The sequence below is a fragment of the Arthrobacter alpinus genome (assembly GCF_900105965.1).
Taxonomy (GTDB): domain Bacteria; phylum Actinomycetota; class Actinomycetes; order Actinomycetales; family Micrococcaceae; genus Specibacter; species Specibacter alpinus.
Genome location: NZ_FNTV01000001.1, coordinates 1,685,083 through 1,700,433 on the forward strand (window position 1 = coordinate 1,685,083; position 15,351 = coordinate 1,700,433).

Here is a 15,351-nt window from a genome sequence, read left to right on the forward strand (position 1 = left end):
TCACAGCTGGGTACTCTTACAGCTGGCATTATTCTCGGTCTCTACTGTGCCACCACGGCGCGGCGATTCCCAACCGGGAGGAATGGAGGCTCCTCACAATTTCACCACTGCTGCGGTCCACCACATCGCGACTGCTGTTGCCGCCAGGACGATTGTGCCAAAGCCGCAGCTGCGCCGCCACCGCGCCGGCACATGGGCCAACAGGGCCGCGATGGCCGCTTTGGTCTTCTGCCGCTCCACGAGGGCCACCAAGGATCCGAGTGCCACGACATTGAACACGGCCATCAGGAGCATCCCTTGGAAGCCCTCTGGCCATGGCAGGCTCGCAGCTGGCAGCCCACTCATGAATCCCGCAACGGCCTGCACCCACCATGCGCCCGCGCCACTGACGGCGGCACAAAGACTCGCCAGCAGTGGAGCAAGAGCTGCAACCACCATGCCAATCGTGCCGACAGTGGTGACGATGGCGATAACAGGCGCCACCAGCATGTTGGCTGGAATCGTATAGATCGTCAATCTTGCTTGCAGGAGTACGATCACGGGGGAACAAAATAGCTGGGCTGCCAGCGGGATGGCTACCGCCTGGGCCAGCCACACGGGCAAAAAGGCATGAAGCCACCTCACACAGCGCTGGCCCACCAGGTGCAGCCCAAGGGTGGCCAGCACCGAAAGAATGAACGCATAGTCTCTGGCAAGCCACGGATCCGCCAGGAGCAAGACCAAGATGGCGACCGACAGCAGGGTCCCAATACGCTTTGGCCGCCCGCCGAGTATCGCCATGGCACCGATGCTGCCCATGACGGCGGCGCGCATGACGCTGGGGTCGGGCCCAACCACCAGCACGAAGCCGGCCAAACCGAGTAGTGACATGCCAACAGCCAAGAGCCTTGGGGCCTTCACCGTCCGCAAGGCCACCATGAGTGTGGCCAGAACGAGGGTGCAATTGGCGCCACTGACGGCGGTGAGATGTGTCAGGCCTACGGTCTTCATGGCCTCATCAAGGGATTTGTCCATACCGTTGCGATCACCCATGACCATACCCGGAAGCAATCCGGCAGTGTCCGGCGACACCACGCCCCACACACGGTTCACCGCAGCCGCCCAGGATGTCCTGATCGTGACAACAACGCGGTTACTCCCGGCAGCTTGCACCTCCATGGGATCGGTGCTGGGACGCAAAAGCCCCGCAGCCTTGGTTCCTGAAGCGGCCGGCACAATCTTGCCAGCCGTGACGGCCCTGTCTCCCTGACGCAGCTCACTCCACGCCGGCTTCGCAAAGACCACGATGCTCATTCGCCCGGTCAAGAGGTGTTGTTGGGCCGTGGCCTGAAGTACGACGGCGTCAAAGATCACCTGCGGCGGCCCGTGGCCGGAGTCCACAAGTCGCGGATTGTTGGCGACTTCCAGTGTGAGTGCCAAGTCTTCTCCTTGTGCGGCCGCTATGGCGATGGGTGAGGTCGCCGCGGTATGAAGCTGAAGGGCAACGCCCACCAGGACTGCCAGAACGCATGCCGCAGCCAGGGCGAGAGTTGGCCCGGACGCCAGGACCGCCCGGCTCCGCCCATAGCGATGCCGCCACGTCCACCACATTCCGAGTATCGCCAGGGTCAGTCCCAAGGCGGCAGCGGCGGCAACAAGCTGGCTCAGGGGCAGTGATGTGGCAATCGCTGCAACCGCCCACGCCGCCCCGACGGCCGGCAGCAGTCTGATGTCGGCGCGGGGCCGCACCGCCTCATCAAGTTGCTCCGCGGAGACCACTCGTTCACGGACCGCCGCGGACCGGCGCTGTAGCCACTGACGGAATCGGCCAACCGCCGGTTCGCTCGGATTTAGACCAGGCGTCCCGACGGCGGCCCGCGTGTACCGAGCCCAGCGAGGGCTGTTGGAATTCATGACACGGTCACCAGCTCCTGCAATCCGGCAAGCAGCTTGGGTCCGATCCCGGTCACGGCATTGAGCCCTTCCACCGACGTAAACGGTCCGTGGTCCGTGCGCCATGCGACAATTCGTTCGGCGAGGACTGGCCCAACGCCCGGCAACGTTTCAATCTGCGCTGCGGTGGCAGTATTGAGATTGACTAATCCCTGCGGGGCCGGACCAGTGTCCGCCGGTCCCGCAGGATTCAACGGATTCACAGGGGACGCCTGCCCCTGGACTGGCACAAGAATCTGAGTCCCGTCACTCAGGGTCGCTGCCAAATTCAGGGCCGATAAGTTGGCCTCCGGCAGGGCTCCCCCGGCGGCATCGATGGCTTGAAACACCCGACTGCCGGGCATTAAGGTAAATACGCCAGGGTTCTTTACGGCGCCGGCAACATGAACCACCAAGCCTGCCGCCTGGGCAGCCGCCGTTCCGATCGGTTGGATGGGCGCCTCCCCTGCCGCTGACGCCTCCCCAACCTGGGGATCCTTCCCCACAGGTGGAATGGTGACCTTACCCGGAGCATCACTCGATAGTTGCGCCGAGGCCCCTTGGACACCTGCGGCCTCGATCCACAACACGCCCAGTGCGGCCGCAATGACGGCTAGCACCACAACAAGGGCCCGGAAAGTTACCACCCATCGCGGCCCCTGCATACAGCCCCGCGGGTGAGAGGCCTCGGCCAAGCTGCGCGGCGTCCACTCGCCACCATCACCGTCCATGGGGCAACGGTAATGCGTTCACAGACCCCGGGTACCCTGCCTCTACTCGAATGTGCAGAAGCAGATCCGCCACTGGCGCTGTGGAGGAACCTTAGGCTCTCGCGGGCCGAACGCGCTGCAACAGGCCTAGCTCCAAGGCGTCAGCGACAACAATTACTACCACGCCGAGCCCTGCGTGAGCTGCCAGAACCGCCGGAAGCCTCGTCAACGTTGAGCTGGCTAAGTCCGGGAAAGCCCCCTCCAGCGATTCAACGACAGTTCGCCCTTGAGCTTCATTGCCGAAATGATGCACGCTTACCTGAGTGCCGGACGCTCCGCGCGAGGTGATCTCGGCTACTGCCAGGGCCTCCAGCCTGGCCACGGCTTTGGCGGCAAACCGCACCTTTTCCAATGGCACCACGGCACCGTCCCTGATCCCCAGGATTGGCTTGATGTCCAGGACGGTGCCCAACCAGGAGGACGCCATGCTGATGCGGCCACCACGCCGAAGTTGCTCCAGGCTCGGCACATAGAAATACACGGATGTGCTGCCAACAGCCGCGGTAGCCGCTTTTAGTACGTCCTCGGCCGTCCCGCCGTTCAACGCCACCGCAACAGCTGCTTGGACACCCACGCCTTGGCCCATGCCCACGGTTCCCGTGTCAAACACTTCAACAGGGATCGGCGACCGCTCAGCGGCCAACCGGGCTGCTTCCCAGGTTCCTGAAAGTTTTCCGGAGATATGCAAGGAGAGAACGGCGGAGAAGCCTGCGTCCGCGGCCCTTGCATAGGCTCGCTCGAACTGGCCAGGTGATGGTCTGGAGGTCTTGACTGACTTCCCGGCTGCCAAGGCGAGGGAAATGTGCGCCTCGAGTTCGGCGTCGTCATCGGAGTAGACATCCTGGCCGATGATCACCGGCATGGGCACAACCGTTAGCAATCCTTGGGCTGCCGCCCTCGCCGCCCAAACAGGTGGCAGGGCCGCAGCCGAGTCAGTCACAACGGCAATCCTCGGCTTGGGTCCTGCGGTAGCGGGGCGCAGGCGGTGAACCTGTTGGCGCAGCCATTGCCGTGCCGCAGCGCGTTCTGTCATGACCAGCCTCCTCCCACCTGCCCCGTCGGCCAACAAAAGTGCCCTCCCTGCCAGGAGCAAGGAAGGCACTTGAGTGACTGTGACTTTTCTTTCCTAGGCAGGAACGATATTCACCAGTTTAGGTGCACGAACGATCACGGTGCGGATGCCGCGGCCATCAAGCGCCTTTTGGACCACAGCCGAGGCCAGTGCCAATTCGCGCAGCTCGTCCTCGGAGATGTCCGGTGAGACCTCCAGACGGTCCTTGACCTTGCCCTGGACCTGCACAACGGCAGTGACGCTCTGCTCCACCAGGAGCGCCTCATCCACTGCGGGGAAGCCCGCATTGGCTACTGAAGCCGGGTGGCCCAACGTGTCCCACATGTCTTCGGCCGTGTAAGGCGCAAAGAGACTCAGCACGATGGCTACAGCCTCGACGGCTTCACGCACGGCGGGATCCTTGGCACCGGCACCGGAATCGATGACCTTGCGGGTGGCGTTGACCAACTCCATGAGCTTGGCCACCACAACGTTGAACTTGTGCCCTTCCAGCAAGGCCTTGGCCTCGTGGACTGTGCGGTGGGTCAGTGAACGCAGGGCGGCGTCGCCGGTGGCCGGGTCAGTGCCCGGCTCGCTGTCAACATCGCGGCCCAAACGCCAGGCACGGGCCAGGAACTTTGCCGAGCCCGACGGCGAGACATCCGCCCAGTCGACGTCGTCCTCGGGAGGGCCGGCGAAGACCATGGTGAGGCGGACGGCGTCTACCCCGTACTTATCCAATTGCTGCCCCAGGTCAACACCGTTGCCCAAAGACTTGCTCATGGCCTTGCCACCGTTGAGCACCTGGCCCTGGTTCAGAAGCGCACTGAAGGGTTCGGTGGCCTCGAGCATGCCCATGTCGTGGATGACCTTGGTGAAGAAGCGCGCATAGAGCAGGTGCAAAATTGCGTGCTCTACACCGCCCACGTACTGACCAACGGGCATCCAGTCGTTGACCTTGGCCGGGTCGAACGGGCCCTCGGTGTAGTCAGGTGAGACAAAGCGCAGGAAGTACCAAGACGAGTCAACGAACGTGTCCATGGTGTCGGTGTCGCGCTTGGCGCCCTTGCCACAGCTCGGGCAGTCAACGTTGACCCAATCAGCGACCGCGGCCAGCGGTGAGGTGCCCTTCGGGGACAGGTCCTCGCCGCGCAGATTGTCCGGCAAGCGAACGGGCAGCTGATCATCCGGGACGGCGACCTCGCCGCAATCGGCGCAGTGGATGATGGGGATGGGCGCACCCCAGAAGCGCTGGCGGGAGAGCAGCCAGTCGCGCAGGCGGAAGTTCACAAACTTCTCACCGGTGCCCAGCTTCTCCAGGATCTCAATTGCGGCCGGAATACCCTCGGACTTGGAGAGACCATTGAGTTCGCCGGAGTTAATCAGCGTGCCCTCACCGGTCGAGGCAACTCCTGTTTCGGCCGGATCCTCCATTCCGGTGTCCAATACTGCGCGGACGGGCAGGTCGAAGGCCTTGGCGAAGTCAAGGTCGCGCTGGTCGTGGGCAGGAACGGCCATGATGGCGCCCGTTCCGTAATCGGCCAAGACGTAGTCGGCGGCCCAGACGGGCAGCTTCTCAGACGTCAGCGGGTTGATGGCGTACCGGCCGGTGAACACACCGGTCTTGGGGCGGTCCGTTGCCTGACGTTCGATGTCGCTGAGCGCCTTGACCTGCTCGCGGTATTCGCTCAACGCTTCGGCATGCTCGGCCGTGACCAAGTCCAGTGCCAACGGAGCATCTGCGGCCACGACGAAGAACGTGGCCCCGTACAGCGTGTCCGGGCGCGTGGTGAAGACTGTCAGTTCCTGCTGCGGCTTCTCGTGTCCTGCTGCCTCAATGACGAACGTGACGTGTGCGCCCTCGGAGCGGCCGATCCAGTTCTTTTGCATGGCCAGCACGCGGTCCGGCCAGTGGCCCTTGAGCGCGTCCATGTCATCGAGCAGGCGGTCAGCGTAGTCGGTGATCTTGAAGTACCACTGGTTCAGGGACTTCTTGGTCACGATAGTGCCGCAACGCTCGCAGGCGCCGTTGACGACCTGCTCGTTGGCGAGCACCGTCTGGTCCGTTGGGCACCAGTTGACGGGTGAATTCTTGCGGTAGGCCAGGCCACGCTCGTGGAAACGCTTGAAGAGCCACTGGGTCCACCGGTAGTACTCGGGATCGGAGGTCTGCAGGCGGCGCGACCAGTCAACCGAGATGGCGTAGCGCTTAAACGACTCCGCCTGGGTGTCGATGTTCGCGTAGGTCCACTCGCTGGGGTGGGTGTTTCGCTTGATGGCCGCATTTTCGGCGGGCAGCCCGAAGGAGTCCCAACCGATCGGGTGCAGCACGTCATAGCCGAGCTGGCGCCAGTAGCGCGAAACCACGTCTCCCATGGCAAATGCCTCGGCGTGGCCCATGTGAAGGTCGCCTGAGGGGTAGGGGAACATGTCAAGGACGTAGCGGCGTTCCTTGGACCCGTCGTCAAGGGGCGTGAAGACCTTCAATTCATCCCAGATGGCCGGCCATTTGGCTTCCATCGAGGCGAAACTGTAGACGCCCTCTTCGCTGTTCTCTTCAGTCTGCGACTGCACGCTCACGTACCCTGCCTTTTCATTCATCAATGGCTTCTTGCACCTTCGTACCCTTTACACACAAAAGCCCCTCGACATAGCAAGGGGCGGCCGCAAAAGTAGTTGCGGCTATGTAAGGAAAAGATTTGTATGCATACCCTTTACTTTAGCGTATCCACAAACTTGGCCTTCAACTGGTCTGCACCGTACGACGGCGGGGGCTTGCCTTATGCGCTGGACTCACCCCGTGTGTGGCGCACGGTGGTTGCTGGCGCCACACTGGCCGCGGGTTGCGCGCATACCGAAACAAAAATTCCCCTATGCGCAAGACTGAACGCCAGTATTGCGCATAGGGGAAGTTTCGCCGGGCAGCGGAGCCTTAGAGCACGTCCTCGTCAACCCAGTCCATGGACTTGGTGACGGCCTTCTTCCAGAGACGCATCTGGCGGTCACGCTCGGCGGGTTCCATGTTCGGTTCCCAGCGCTTGTCCTCAGACCAGTTGGAGGACAGCTCGCCGAGGTCCTTCCAGAAGCCAACAGCCAAGCCTGCTGCGTAGGCAGCACCCAAAGCCGTGGTTTCGGTGACCTTGGGCCGGATGACAGGCACGCCGAGGATGTCGGCCTGGAACTGCATGAGGGCATCGTTGGCGACCATGCCGCCGTCGACCTTCAGCTCAGTCAGGTCCACGCCCGAGTCAGCGTTGACAGCGTCGAGCACCTCGCGGGTCTGGAAAGCCGTGGCCTCCAGGGCCGCACGGGCAATGTGGTTCTTGTTGACGAAGCGAGTCAGGCCCACAATGGCGCCACGGGCGTCTGCACGCCAGTACGGTGCGAACAGACCGGAGAACGCGGGAACAATGTAGACGCCACCGTTGTCCTCCACGGCAGCGGCGAGCTCCTCCACCTCAGGGGCGGACTTGATCATCCCGATGTTGTCTCGCAGCCACTGGATCAGGGATCCGGTCACGGCGATGGAGCCTTCCAACGCATAATGCGGTGCGGCGTCACCAAGCTTGTAGCCAAGTGTGGTGAGCAGCCCGTTCTTCGAGTGGACAATTTCCTCGCCCGTGTTGAAGATCAGGAAGCAGCCGGTGCCGTAGGTGTTCTTGGCCTCGCCCTGCTTGAACGCAGCCTGGCCAAACGTTGCGGCCTGCTGGTCACCCAAAATGCCGGCTACGGGAACTTCGCGCAGCAACTGGCTGCCGTGCACGTGACCGTAGACCTCGGAGGAGGACTTGATTTCCGGCATCATGGACTTGGGAACACCGAAGACGGCGAGGATTTCTTCATCCCACTGCAGCGTTTCCAGGTCCATGAACAAGGTTCGGGACGCGTTGGTGACATCGGTGATGTGAACGCCGCCATCGGCTCCACCGGTCAGGTTCCAGGTGACCCAGCTGTCCGTGTTGCCGAAGAGCAGGTCACCGGCTTCTGCCTTTTCACGGGCACCCTCAACGTTGTCAAGGATCCACTTGATCTTGGTGCCGGAGAAGTACGTTGCCAGCGGCAAGCCAACCGTGTGCTTGAAACGCTCCACGCCACCATCGGCGGCCAGCTCGTCAACGATGGCCTGTGTGCGGGTGTCCTGCCATACGATGGCGTTGTAAACGGGCACACCGGTGTTCTTGTCCCAAACAACAGCAGTCTCGCGCTGGTTGGTGATGCCAACACCGACAATGTCGTGCCGCGTCAGGTTAGCCTGCGCAAGCGCGGTGCCAATGACCTCACGGGTGTTGTTCCAAATCTCGGCGGCGTCATGCTCAACCCAGCCGGCTTTCGGGAAAATCTGCTCGTGCTCCAGCTGCCCGGTGGAAACAATATTCCCATCGTGGTCAAAAACTATGGCCCTGCTGCTGGTGGTGCCCTGATCAATGGCGATTACATATTGAGACATCCTTGTTTCCTTTTCTTAAGTAATGCGTTTGCTGGCAGGAATTTAAGCTACGGCCGCAAGCAGGTCAGGCATCCACTGGGTCATCAAACCAGCCAATGCACCACCGACGAGGGGGCCAACAACAGGCACCCAGGCGTAGCTCCAGTCGCTGGAACCCTTGCCCTTAATGGGCAACAGTGCATGGGCGATGCGCGGGCCAAGGTCACGTGCCGGGTTGATGGCGTAACCGGTGGGTCCACCGAGCGAGGCACCAATACCTACAACGAGCAGTGCAACAGGCAACGGGCCAAGTCCAGCAACTCCGCCACCGAAGTGGAGGATCACGAAGACCAGGACGAACGTGCCGATAATTTCGGTGACCGTGTTCCAGCCGTAGCTGCGGATGGCCGGACCCGTGGAGAATACGCCCAACTTGTTGGCGGCAACCGGCTCAGCATCGAAGTGCTGCTTGTAGGCCAACCAGCACACCACGGCACCGATGAAGGCACCGAGCATTTCCGCACCAAAGTACGTCATGGTCGAGGCAAACGTCACGGCAACATCGGGCGCGTATTCATCGGCACCACTGGAGAGAAGGCCAACGGTCACTGCCGGGTTGAGGTGCGCACCTGACTTGGCAGCGACGAAGACACCGGCCATGACGGCCAGGCCCCAGCCCCAGTTGACCAGGAGGAATCCGCCGGCATTGCCTTTGGTTCCCTTCAAGGCAACATTTGCTACGACACCGCAACCCAGCAGGGTCAGCATCATGGTTCCCATCACTTCTGAGAGGAACACTATTCCAAGAGACATCTTTGACTCCTTGTTGTTTATTTATTTATTTGTTTACTAAAGGCACACCTGTGGGTGCGACCTCTTGAGCCCCCTTTGCCCCAGGGGCTGATTAGGCAATCAAGCTTTGTACCTGGACGCCGTGGAAACGGTCCAGAATATCGATGGCGTGGCTGATTTCTTCAGCCACCTTCGCCTCGCTCCAACCCAGCGGAATGGCCAAGGCGGTGGCGGTTTCGGCCAGCAATTCGCTCGTGACCAGGCCACGGAAAGCCAGGGAGGTGCGGCGAATCATGACGTCGATGAGGTGGCCGATTTGTTCGTTCTCGACCATGAAGGCAACCTCTCGGTCGCTGAGTTCTGCCGTGGAATCAAAGACCGTGTCGGTCCCCTCGGCCAAGTAGTTCAGCACAACCTCGGCGCGTGTTCCGTAACGGGTCAAGAGGACTCCGGCGCGGGCGGCATCAACAGAATCGCTCGTGTGAGAGGCGATCCATGCTTCGATGCCGGCACTGGTGGCCGGGAAGTTCACGCCGCCACCAATGGGCAGCTTTGCCGTGGAGGTCTTGCGCGGTGCACCGAGGATGGCCAGGACATCGTTCGTCATGTGTTCGGACAGTGCGCGGAATGTTGTCCACTTTCCGCCAACGAGACTCAGGACGGGAACCTGAGCGCCGGCGATGGTGCGGTCTGCACGCTCGATCCGGTAGTCGCGTGAAACGAAACCGGGGGCGGTTTCGTCGTGGCGTGGCAGAGGGCGAACACCGGCGAAGCTGTAGACGATTTCTTCGCGGGTGACCAGGATATTCGGGAAGACGTGCCCAACGAGGTCGAAGAAGTAGTCGATTTCCTCGTCGGTGCAGACGGCGTCCTGGGTCATGTCGGCGTTGACATCGGTGGTGCCCACCAGGACGCGGTCACCCATGGGGTAGATCAAGACGATGCGGCCATCGGTGTGTTCGAAGAAGATTTCGCGACCCTTGCAGGCAGCCAACAGTTCCGGGTGATCCAGCACAATGTGGGAACCCTTTGTGCCACCCATGAAGCTGGTGCCGGCACCCATGGCGGTATTGGTCATATCAACCCACGCACCAGTGGTGTTGACGATGACATCGGCCTTGAAAGTAAAGGTTTCGCCCGTCAGCTGGTCGGTGAGCTCAACGCCGTCGTCCTTCACTGCCGTCATGGCCAGGTAATTGGTGGCGCGAGCCTTGGCGTCGGCGGCCGTTGATGCGCCCTGGAGGCCGGCCTTCTCACCATCTTGGAGTACGTCAAGGGTGAGGCGCTCCGGGTTGTGCACGGACGCGTCGTAGTAGGTGGCGGCGTACTTCAGGTTTGCGGGCAGCTGGGGCAATTCAGCCAAAGCCTTCTTGCGGCCCTTGAATTCGTGGCGGGGTACCGTGCCACCGTCGCGGGAGAAGGCATCGTAGAGGGTCAGGCCGATCTTGATCAAGAACGCACCGCGCTCCTGGGCTTTGCCCTGCTTGTGCGTAAGGAAACGCATGGGGGCGCTGAGGATGCCAGAGAAGGTGCTGAAGATGGGGATCGTGGTCTGCAGCGGCTTGACGTAGTGGGGTGCAATCTTCAGCAGCCCATTGCGCTCAACAACAGATTCCTTCACCAGTCTGAACTCGCCATTTTCCAAGTAGCGAATGCCACCGTGGATCATGTGCGAGGAGGCGCCCGAGGCGCCCTGGCAGTAGTCGCCGCGCTCAACGAGAGCTACATCGATGCCTTGCAGTGCAAGGTCACGGAAGGTGCCCACACCGTTGATTCCGCCGCCGACGATCAAGACTTTGGCGTTGGGACGCGCCTTAAGCGCCTCCACCTGCGCACGTACAAGCTGCTGTACGTCCTTGGAATCTTGATTCTTGCCAGCGTTACCTAGGATTCTCACTTCGACCTCATTCGAGTCCCGTTGATTTGCGCATTACACGCCTGTTCCCACTATTCTTTGAATAATTGGAAAATATAGTCAACATGGCTGCACAAATGTGCAGAAAGGGTCTGGATCACATGCCGTCCAAGCGAACAAAACAGCAGGATGCGCTCAGGGCTGCACAAATGTACTACTTACAGGACCAGACCATGGACGCCATTGCGCGGGAGCTAAGAACCTCTCGATCAACCGTTTCCAGGCTGCTCTCCACGGCCCGGGAAACCGGCCTGGTGCAGATTCAGATCAAGACGCCATCCGACAGGGCGCCCGAGCTGGAACGCGTCATCCGAAGACGCTACAAAGTGGAAGTCCATGTTGTCCCCATCTCCGACACGCTCACCGAGATCGAGGTACTTGAAAGAGTCAGCATGCAGGCGGCCCGCACGATCGGCCCCTTGGTTGACTCCAACGCGGTGATCGGCGTTGCCTGGGGATCCACGGTCAGTACGGTCAGCCGCCACCTGACACGCAAGATCACCCACGGCACCACGATCGTCCAACTCAACGGTGCCGGCAACACACAAACCTCCGGCATTACCTATGCCTCGGAAATCGTCCGCCGCTTTGGCACGGCCTATGGGGCAAAGGTGGAACAGTTCCCCGTGCCTGCTTTCTTTGACCATGCCGAAACAAAAGCCATGATGTGGCAGGAACGCAGTGTGCGGCGCATCCTTGATCTCCAGGAACGCATGACCATCGCCATCTTCGGCGTGGGATCCATGGACGCCGAAATTCCCAGCCACGTCTACTCCGGGGGCTACCTTGATTCAACGGATCTGGATGCACTCGAGGCCAGCGGCGTGGCTGGCGACGTAGCGACAGTCTTCTTCAGGTCCGACGGAAGCGACGACGGCATTGTGCTCAACTCACGCTCAAGCGGACCCAGCCTGGATAACCTGCGCAAGGTCCGGCGTCGTATTTGTGTTGTCTCAGGGAGGAAGAAGATTACCGGACTTCGCGGTGCGCTAGCAGCAGGGCTGGTCACGGATCTGATCCTGGATGAGACAACGGCGCGTGAACTGGTTGAGCAGGACAGCCATGCATCGGATCCCATATTTGGCTTCCTTAATAGCCTCGATGGCATCTAAAGCACCGGCTGGCCGCGCGGCAATACCCTGTAGCCATGACAGCTAGGTAAAGTCTTGGGTATGCATCGCTCCCCCAAACACTTTCTAAATAATGGCGCCAGCATTGACGTGCTCGGCTACGGCGTCTACAAGGTCCCGGCCGAGGACTGCGCGGACCTGGTCTCCACGGCGCTGGACACCGGCTACCGAACCGTGGATACCGCCGCATTGTATGGCAATGAGGAAGGGGTTGGGGCGGCCGTGGCCCGAGCGGTTGCCAGTGGGACCCCGCGTGAAGACATTTTCATTACGTCCAAGGTTTGGAACACGGACCATGGCTACGATGCCACGCTCGCCGCCTTTGACTCAAGCATGGACAAACTGGGGCTTGAATACCTGGACATGTACCTGATTCATTGGCCGTGCCCCGAACAGGAACTTTTCATCCCCACCTACAAGGCGCTCGAGAAGCTTTACCACGAGGGCAGAGTTCGAGCCATTGGTGTTAGCAACTTCGAAGAGCCGCACCTGCGCCAGCTCCTGGATGCTTGCGATGTGATTCCAGCCGTGAATCAAGTTGAGCTTCATCCCTGGTTTTCCCAGACCTCGCTCCGTGCCCTGCATGCGGAACTGGGCATCGCCACACAGGCGTGGAGCCCATTGGCTCGCGGTGGTCTCCTCAGCGATCCCGTGCTGATGGAACTTGCCGCCCACCATGACCGGTCTGTTGCCCAAATTACCCTTCGCTGGCACGTCCAGTCCGGTCATCTGGTGATTCCGAAGGCGAGCTCTGCCTTGCGCATCGCAGAAAACCTTGCTCTCTTCGACTTCGCACTGACTGAGGCCGAGATGGCCAGGATCGACTCCCTGAACAGGGGCCAGAGATCCGGCTCCAACCCCAACAAGGTCAACTAGCCATGGCCGTGAAATTCCCTCTCCCCCGCAAGGCTTCCATTCCGGGGCCGACGGCGGCCGACTCGCCTCTCGCTGTCAAACTGGCGAACCGGGAAAGTGCCCACGTTCTCACTGTTGTTGGCGACACCGTGCACTACTGGGAGTACGCAGCAGTCTCTGCGCCGCCAACACGAACTCTCGTGATGGTGCATGGCTTCCGAGGCGACCACCACGGCCTTGAACGTGTCGTTGAGCTCCTGCCCGACTACCGCATCATCATGGCAGACCTGCCCGGGTTTGGGGCCTCCCCTGCTTTTGCCACGATGAAACATGACATTGCTGGTTATGGAGCGTTTCTCGGCGCTTTCCTCGACGCATTGGAGCTGGGACCGGACACCGTCTTGTTGGGCCATTCCTTCGGTTCAATAGTTGTGAGTCATTTTGTGGCTTCGCATCCGCATCGCGTGTTCCCGCTCATTCTGGTCAACCCCATTGCCGCTCCGGCCCTGGAGGGTCCCAAGGGCATCATGACCAAGCTTGCGGTGTTCTACTACTGGGCTTCGGCCAAACTACCCGCAAAGCCGGGCAATGCCCTGCTGCGCAGCAAACTCATTGTCCAAATCATGAGCGTGACGATGGCCAAGACGCGGAACAAGGAGTTGCTCGGTTTCATTCACGGCCAACACCACGCATATTTCAGCGGCTTCGCAAATCGCGACATGCTGTTGGAATCCTTCCAAGCTTCGGTCAGTGGCACAGTGCGTGAAGTTGCCAGCCGGTTAAAATTGCCTACGCTGCTTATCGCTGGCGCGGAGGACGAAATCGCCACGCTACCCAACCAGCACAAGTTGCTTGACCTGCTGCCTGACGGGCAACTCGAAGTGATTCAGAATGTGGGCCACCTGATCCACTATGAAACGCCGGAGCCGGCCGCAGCCGCAATTATCAATTTCCTTGAAAGGCACCCTGCACCTTGAGCACAACAGAATCCATGAGCGGTGCGACGCCGACTGACCGGCCCAAGATTGTCATGGATGCCCGCTTCACCCGGATGGACCACCATGACGGCATCAGCCGCTATGGTGCGAGTCTCATGGCCGCGGTGGCACCGCATGCCGATGTCACGATGTTGATTCATGACGAGCGACAGTTGGCCCTCTTGCCTAATCTTCCGTGGGTGAAAATCAACTCACCGCTGTCGCCCCTGGAACTGTTCGTGGCCAGAAAAGTCAACAAGCTGGGCGCCGATCTAGTGTTTTGTCCCATGCAAACCATGGGAAGCTGGGGCCGGAACTATCCCTTGGTGCTGACGCTGCACGATCTCATCTACTACGAGCACCCGGCACCTCCTGGATTCCTGCCCGCCCCGGTCCGGGTTCTTTGGCGGCTCTACCACAAGGCTTACTGGCCGCAGCGGGTGCTGCTCAACCGCGCCAACGCCGTAGCCACCATCAGCCACACCACCCTGTCGCTTATGCGCAAGCACAAGCTCACCAAGCGGCCCATCAGAATTATTGGGAACGCGCCCCAGGGTGAACGCACGCCCAGGGATCCAGCCGGACAGCCTGAAAAGTCGCTCACTTATATGGGGTCGTTCATGCCCTACAAGAACGTCGAGACACTGATCCTCGGCATGGCTGATCTTCCCGATTTCACACTCAACTTGCTCAGCCGAATCACTCCTGAACGCCGGGCTGAGCTTGTTTCTATTGTGCCAACCGGCGCCACCGTGGTTTTCCACAACGGCGTCACGGACGCACAGTACGACGAGCTCCTCCTGCGCACGACGGCCCTGGTCACCCTGTCCAAGGCCGAGGGGTACGGGCTGCCACTCGTTGAAGCGATGGCCCTGGGCACCCCGGTGGTGGTGGCCGACACCGCTATATTCCGCGAAGTGGGTGGGGCTGCCGCGCACTATGTGCCAGCCGATTCGCCGTCGGACTTTGCTGCCGCCGTGCGAACCCTTGCCGCCCCTGCCGCGTGGACTGAAAGTTCGACGGCGTCCGTGGCCCAGGCAGCCACGTTCAGCTGGGATGCCTCCGCCCGTGAGCTACTGGCGATTGCGCAGGAGCTGCGCGGCTAACGACGGAACCCCGGACGCTGCCACAACTTTTGGACGCACCTAGTCGCTGTCTTGGTTCCCGTGGTTCTGGAGATTGGTGGTGATGCGGCGTTCCATGGGACTGATGAGATCGGCTCGGTCAAGGTGGCGGATGGCGTCAGTTCTGGCAAGGGCCTTGACCAGGCGCTTCGTCAACCACTTCGGGCAGGCCGGGCGCTGGGGCTCGATGCAGTCGGGCGCCCGGTCCGCCACGGCTCCGCCCAGCGGCGCAGATTGCCCTTGCGGTCCTTGTCATCCTTGAAGTGTTTGATCCGATGATGCTTGCGGCAACTGGGGAGCAGATTCTCCATGGTGCTTTTCCCGCCGGAGTCGAAACTTTGCACGCGGTCCAGCTCCGTATCCAGGACAGGGTTCGTGCAGTTTGGACAGTAGCATCCAC

At 61.0% G+C, this 15,351-nt stretch carries 12 protein-coding genes and 1 pseudogene; 4 read left to right on the forward strand and 9 right to left on the reverse strand.

Translation table 11 applies throughout. The annotated features are described in order from the left end of the window. Positions 1–93 precede the first annotated feature (93 nt). The 7 genes from BLV41_RS07930 to BLV41_RS07960 all read right to left on the reverse strand — a co-directional run bounded on the left by BLV41_RS07930 (position 94) and on the right by BLV41_RS07960 (position 10,841). Positions 94–1,893 carry a ComEC/Rec2 family competence protein gene (locus BLV41_RS07930; protein ID WP_074711264.1) on the reverse strand — a complete coding sequence of 600 codons (1,800 nt, stop codon included), beginning with the start codon at positions 1,891–1,893 and terminating at the stop codon, positions 94–96. Beyond that, entirely contained in the window at positions 1,890–2,642 is a 753-nt protein-coding gene (locus tag BLV41_RS07935; RefSeq protein ID WP_083360661.1) for a ComEA family DNA-binding protein, read from the reverse strand. The genes BLV41_RS07930 and BLV41_RS07935 overlap by 4 nt, the downstream gene beginning before the upstream one ends. A gap of 91 nt (positions 2,643–2,733) precedes the next feature. Beyond that, the gene (locus tag BLV41_RS07940) at positions 2,734–3,714 is read right to left on the reverse strand and encodes a DegV family protein (RefSeq protein WP_074711266.1); all 981 of its coding nucleotides are present in this window, start codon (positions 3,712–3,714) and stop codon (positions 2,734–2,736) included. Positions 3,715–3,807: 93 nt separating this feature from the next. Further along, positions 3,808–6,312: a leucine--tRNA ligase gene (gene leuS / locus BLV41_RS07945; protein WP_425284291.1), complete on the reverse strand. Its 2,505-nt coding sequence runs from the start codon at positions 6,310–6,312 to the stop codon at positions 3,808–3,810. A 352-nt stretch (positions 6,313–6,664) separates the two neighbouring features. After that, complete coding sequence (glpK, locus tag BLV41_RS07950; protein WP_058945574.1) at positions 6,665–8,179, reverse strand: glycerol kinase GlpK; 1,515 nt, start codon at positions 8,177–8,179, stop codon at positions 6,665–6,667. 42 nt (positions 8,180–8,221) lie between these two features. Continuing rightward, a complete protein-coding gene (locus BLV41_RS07955; RefSeq protein ID WP_044571968.1) occupies positions 8,222–8,971 on the reverse strand; it encodes an MIP/aquaporin family protein in 750 nt (249 codons plus the stop codon). Between the two features lie 91 nt (positions 8,972–9,062). Continuing rightward, entirely contained in the window at positions 9,063–10,841 is a 1,779-nt protein-coding gene (locus tag BLV41_RS07960) for a glycerol-3-phosphate dehydrogenase/oxidase (protein ID WP_083360928.1), read from the reverse strand. Between the two features lie 173 nt (positions 10,842–11,014). Between BLV41_RS07960 and BLV41_RS07965 the strand changes: the two genes are divergently transcribed. From BLV41_RS07965 to BLV41_RS07980, 4 genes are read left to right on the forward strand one after another with little or no spacing between them, the layout of a single operon-like run. Further along, positions 11,015–11,977, forward strand: a complete 963-nt coding sequence (locus tag BLV41_RS07965; RefSeq protein ID WP_425284264.1) for a sugar-binding transcriptional regulator — start codon at positions 11,015–11,017, stop codon at positions 11,975–11,977. A 60-nt stretch (positions 11,978–12,037) separates the two neighbouring features. Further along, on the forward strand, positions 12,038–12,871 hold the full coding sequence (locus BLV41_RS07970; RefSeq protein WP_074711268.1) for an aldo/keto reductase: 834 nt from the start codon (positions 12,038–12,040) through the stop codon (positions 12,869–12,871). A gap of 2 nt (positions 12,872–12,873) precedes the next feature. Further along, positions 12,874–13,827 (forward strand): alpha/beta fold hydrolase, encoded by a 954-nt coding sequence (locus BLV41_RS07975; protein WP_074711269.1) that lies wholly within the window; start codon positions 12,874–12,876, stop codon positions 13,825–13,827. 14 nt (positions 13,828–13,841) lie between these two features. Next, positions 13,842–14,933 carry a glycosyltransferase family 4 protein gene (locus BLV41_RS07980; protein WP_074711270.1) on the forward strand — a complete coding sequence of 364 codons (1,092 nt, stop codon included), beginning with the start codon at positions 13,842–13,844 and terminating at the stop codon, positions 14,931–14,933. Between the two features lie 39 nt (positions 14,934–14,972). On the opposite strand, the gene BLV41_RS07985 is transcribed toward BLV41_RS07980, so the two are convergent. After that, entirely contained in the window at positions 14,973–15,164 is a 192-nt protein-coding gene (locus BLV41_RS07985) for a hypothetical protein (protein WP_074711271.1), read from the reverse strand. Next, positions 15,104–15,328: pseudogene (locus BLV41_RS23025) on the reverse strand (HNH endonuclease signature motif containing protein); the annotation flags it as partial. The pseudogene BLV41_RS23025 and the gene BLV41_RS07985, both read right to left, overlap by 61 nt. Positions 15,329–15,351 lie beyond the last annotated feature (23 nt).

What these genes read in the sequence shown, in the direction of transcription:
- BLV41_RS07930 (WP_074711264.1), bottom strand. Translation starts at nt 1,893, where the DNA reads ATGAATTCCAACAGCCCTCGCTGGGCTCGGTACACGCGGGCCGCCGTC.
- BLV41_RS07935 (WP_083360661.1), bottom strand. Translation starts at nt 2,642, where the DNA reads ATGGACGGTGATGGTGGCGAGTGGACGCCGCGCAGCTTGGCCGAGGCC.
- BLV41_RS07940 (WP_074711266.1), bottom strand. Translation starts at nt 3,714, where the DNA reads ATGACAGAACGCGCTGCGGCACGGCAATGGCTGCGCCAACAGGTTCAC.
- glpK (WP_058945574.1), bottom strand. Translation starts at nt 8,179, where the DNA reads ATGTCTCAATATGTAATCGCCATTGATCAGGGCACCACCAGCAGCAGG.
- BLV41_RS07955 (WP_044571968.1), bottom strand. Translation starts at nt 8,971, where the DNA reads ATGTCTCTTGGAATAGTGTTCCTCTCAGAAGTGATGGGAACCATGATG.
- BLV41_RS07965 (WP_425284264.1), top strand. Translation starts at nt 11,015, where the DNA reads ATGTACTACTTACAGGACCAGACCATGGACGCCATTGCGCGGGAGCTA.
- BLV41_RS07970 (WP_074711268.1), top strand. Translation starts at nt 12,038, where the DNA reads ATGCATCGCTCCCCCAAACACTTTCTAAATAATGGCGCCAGCATTGAC.
- BLV41_RS07975 (WP_074711269.1), top strand. Translation starts at nt 12,874, where the DNA reads ATGGCCGTGAAATTCCCTCTCCCCCGCAAGGCTTCCATTCCGGGGCCG.
- BLV41_RS07980 (WP_074711270.1), top strand. Translation starts at nt 13,842, where the DNA reads ATGAGCGGTGCGACGCCGACTGACCGGCCCAAGATTGTCATGGATGCC.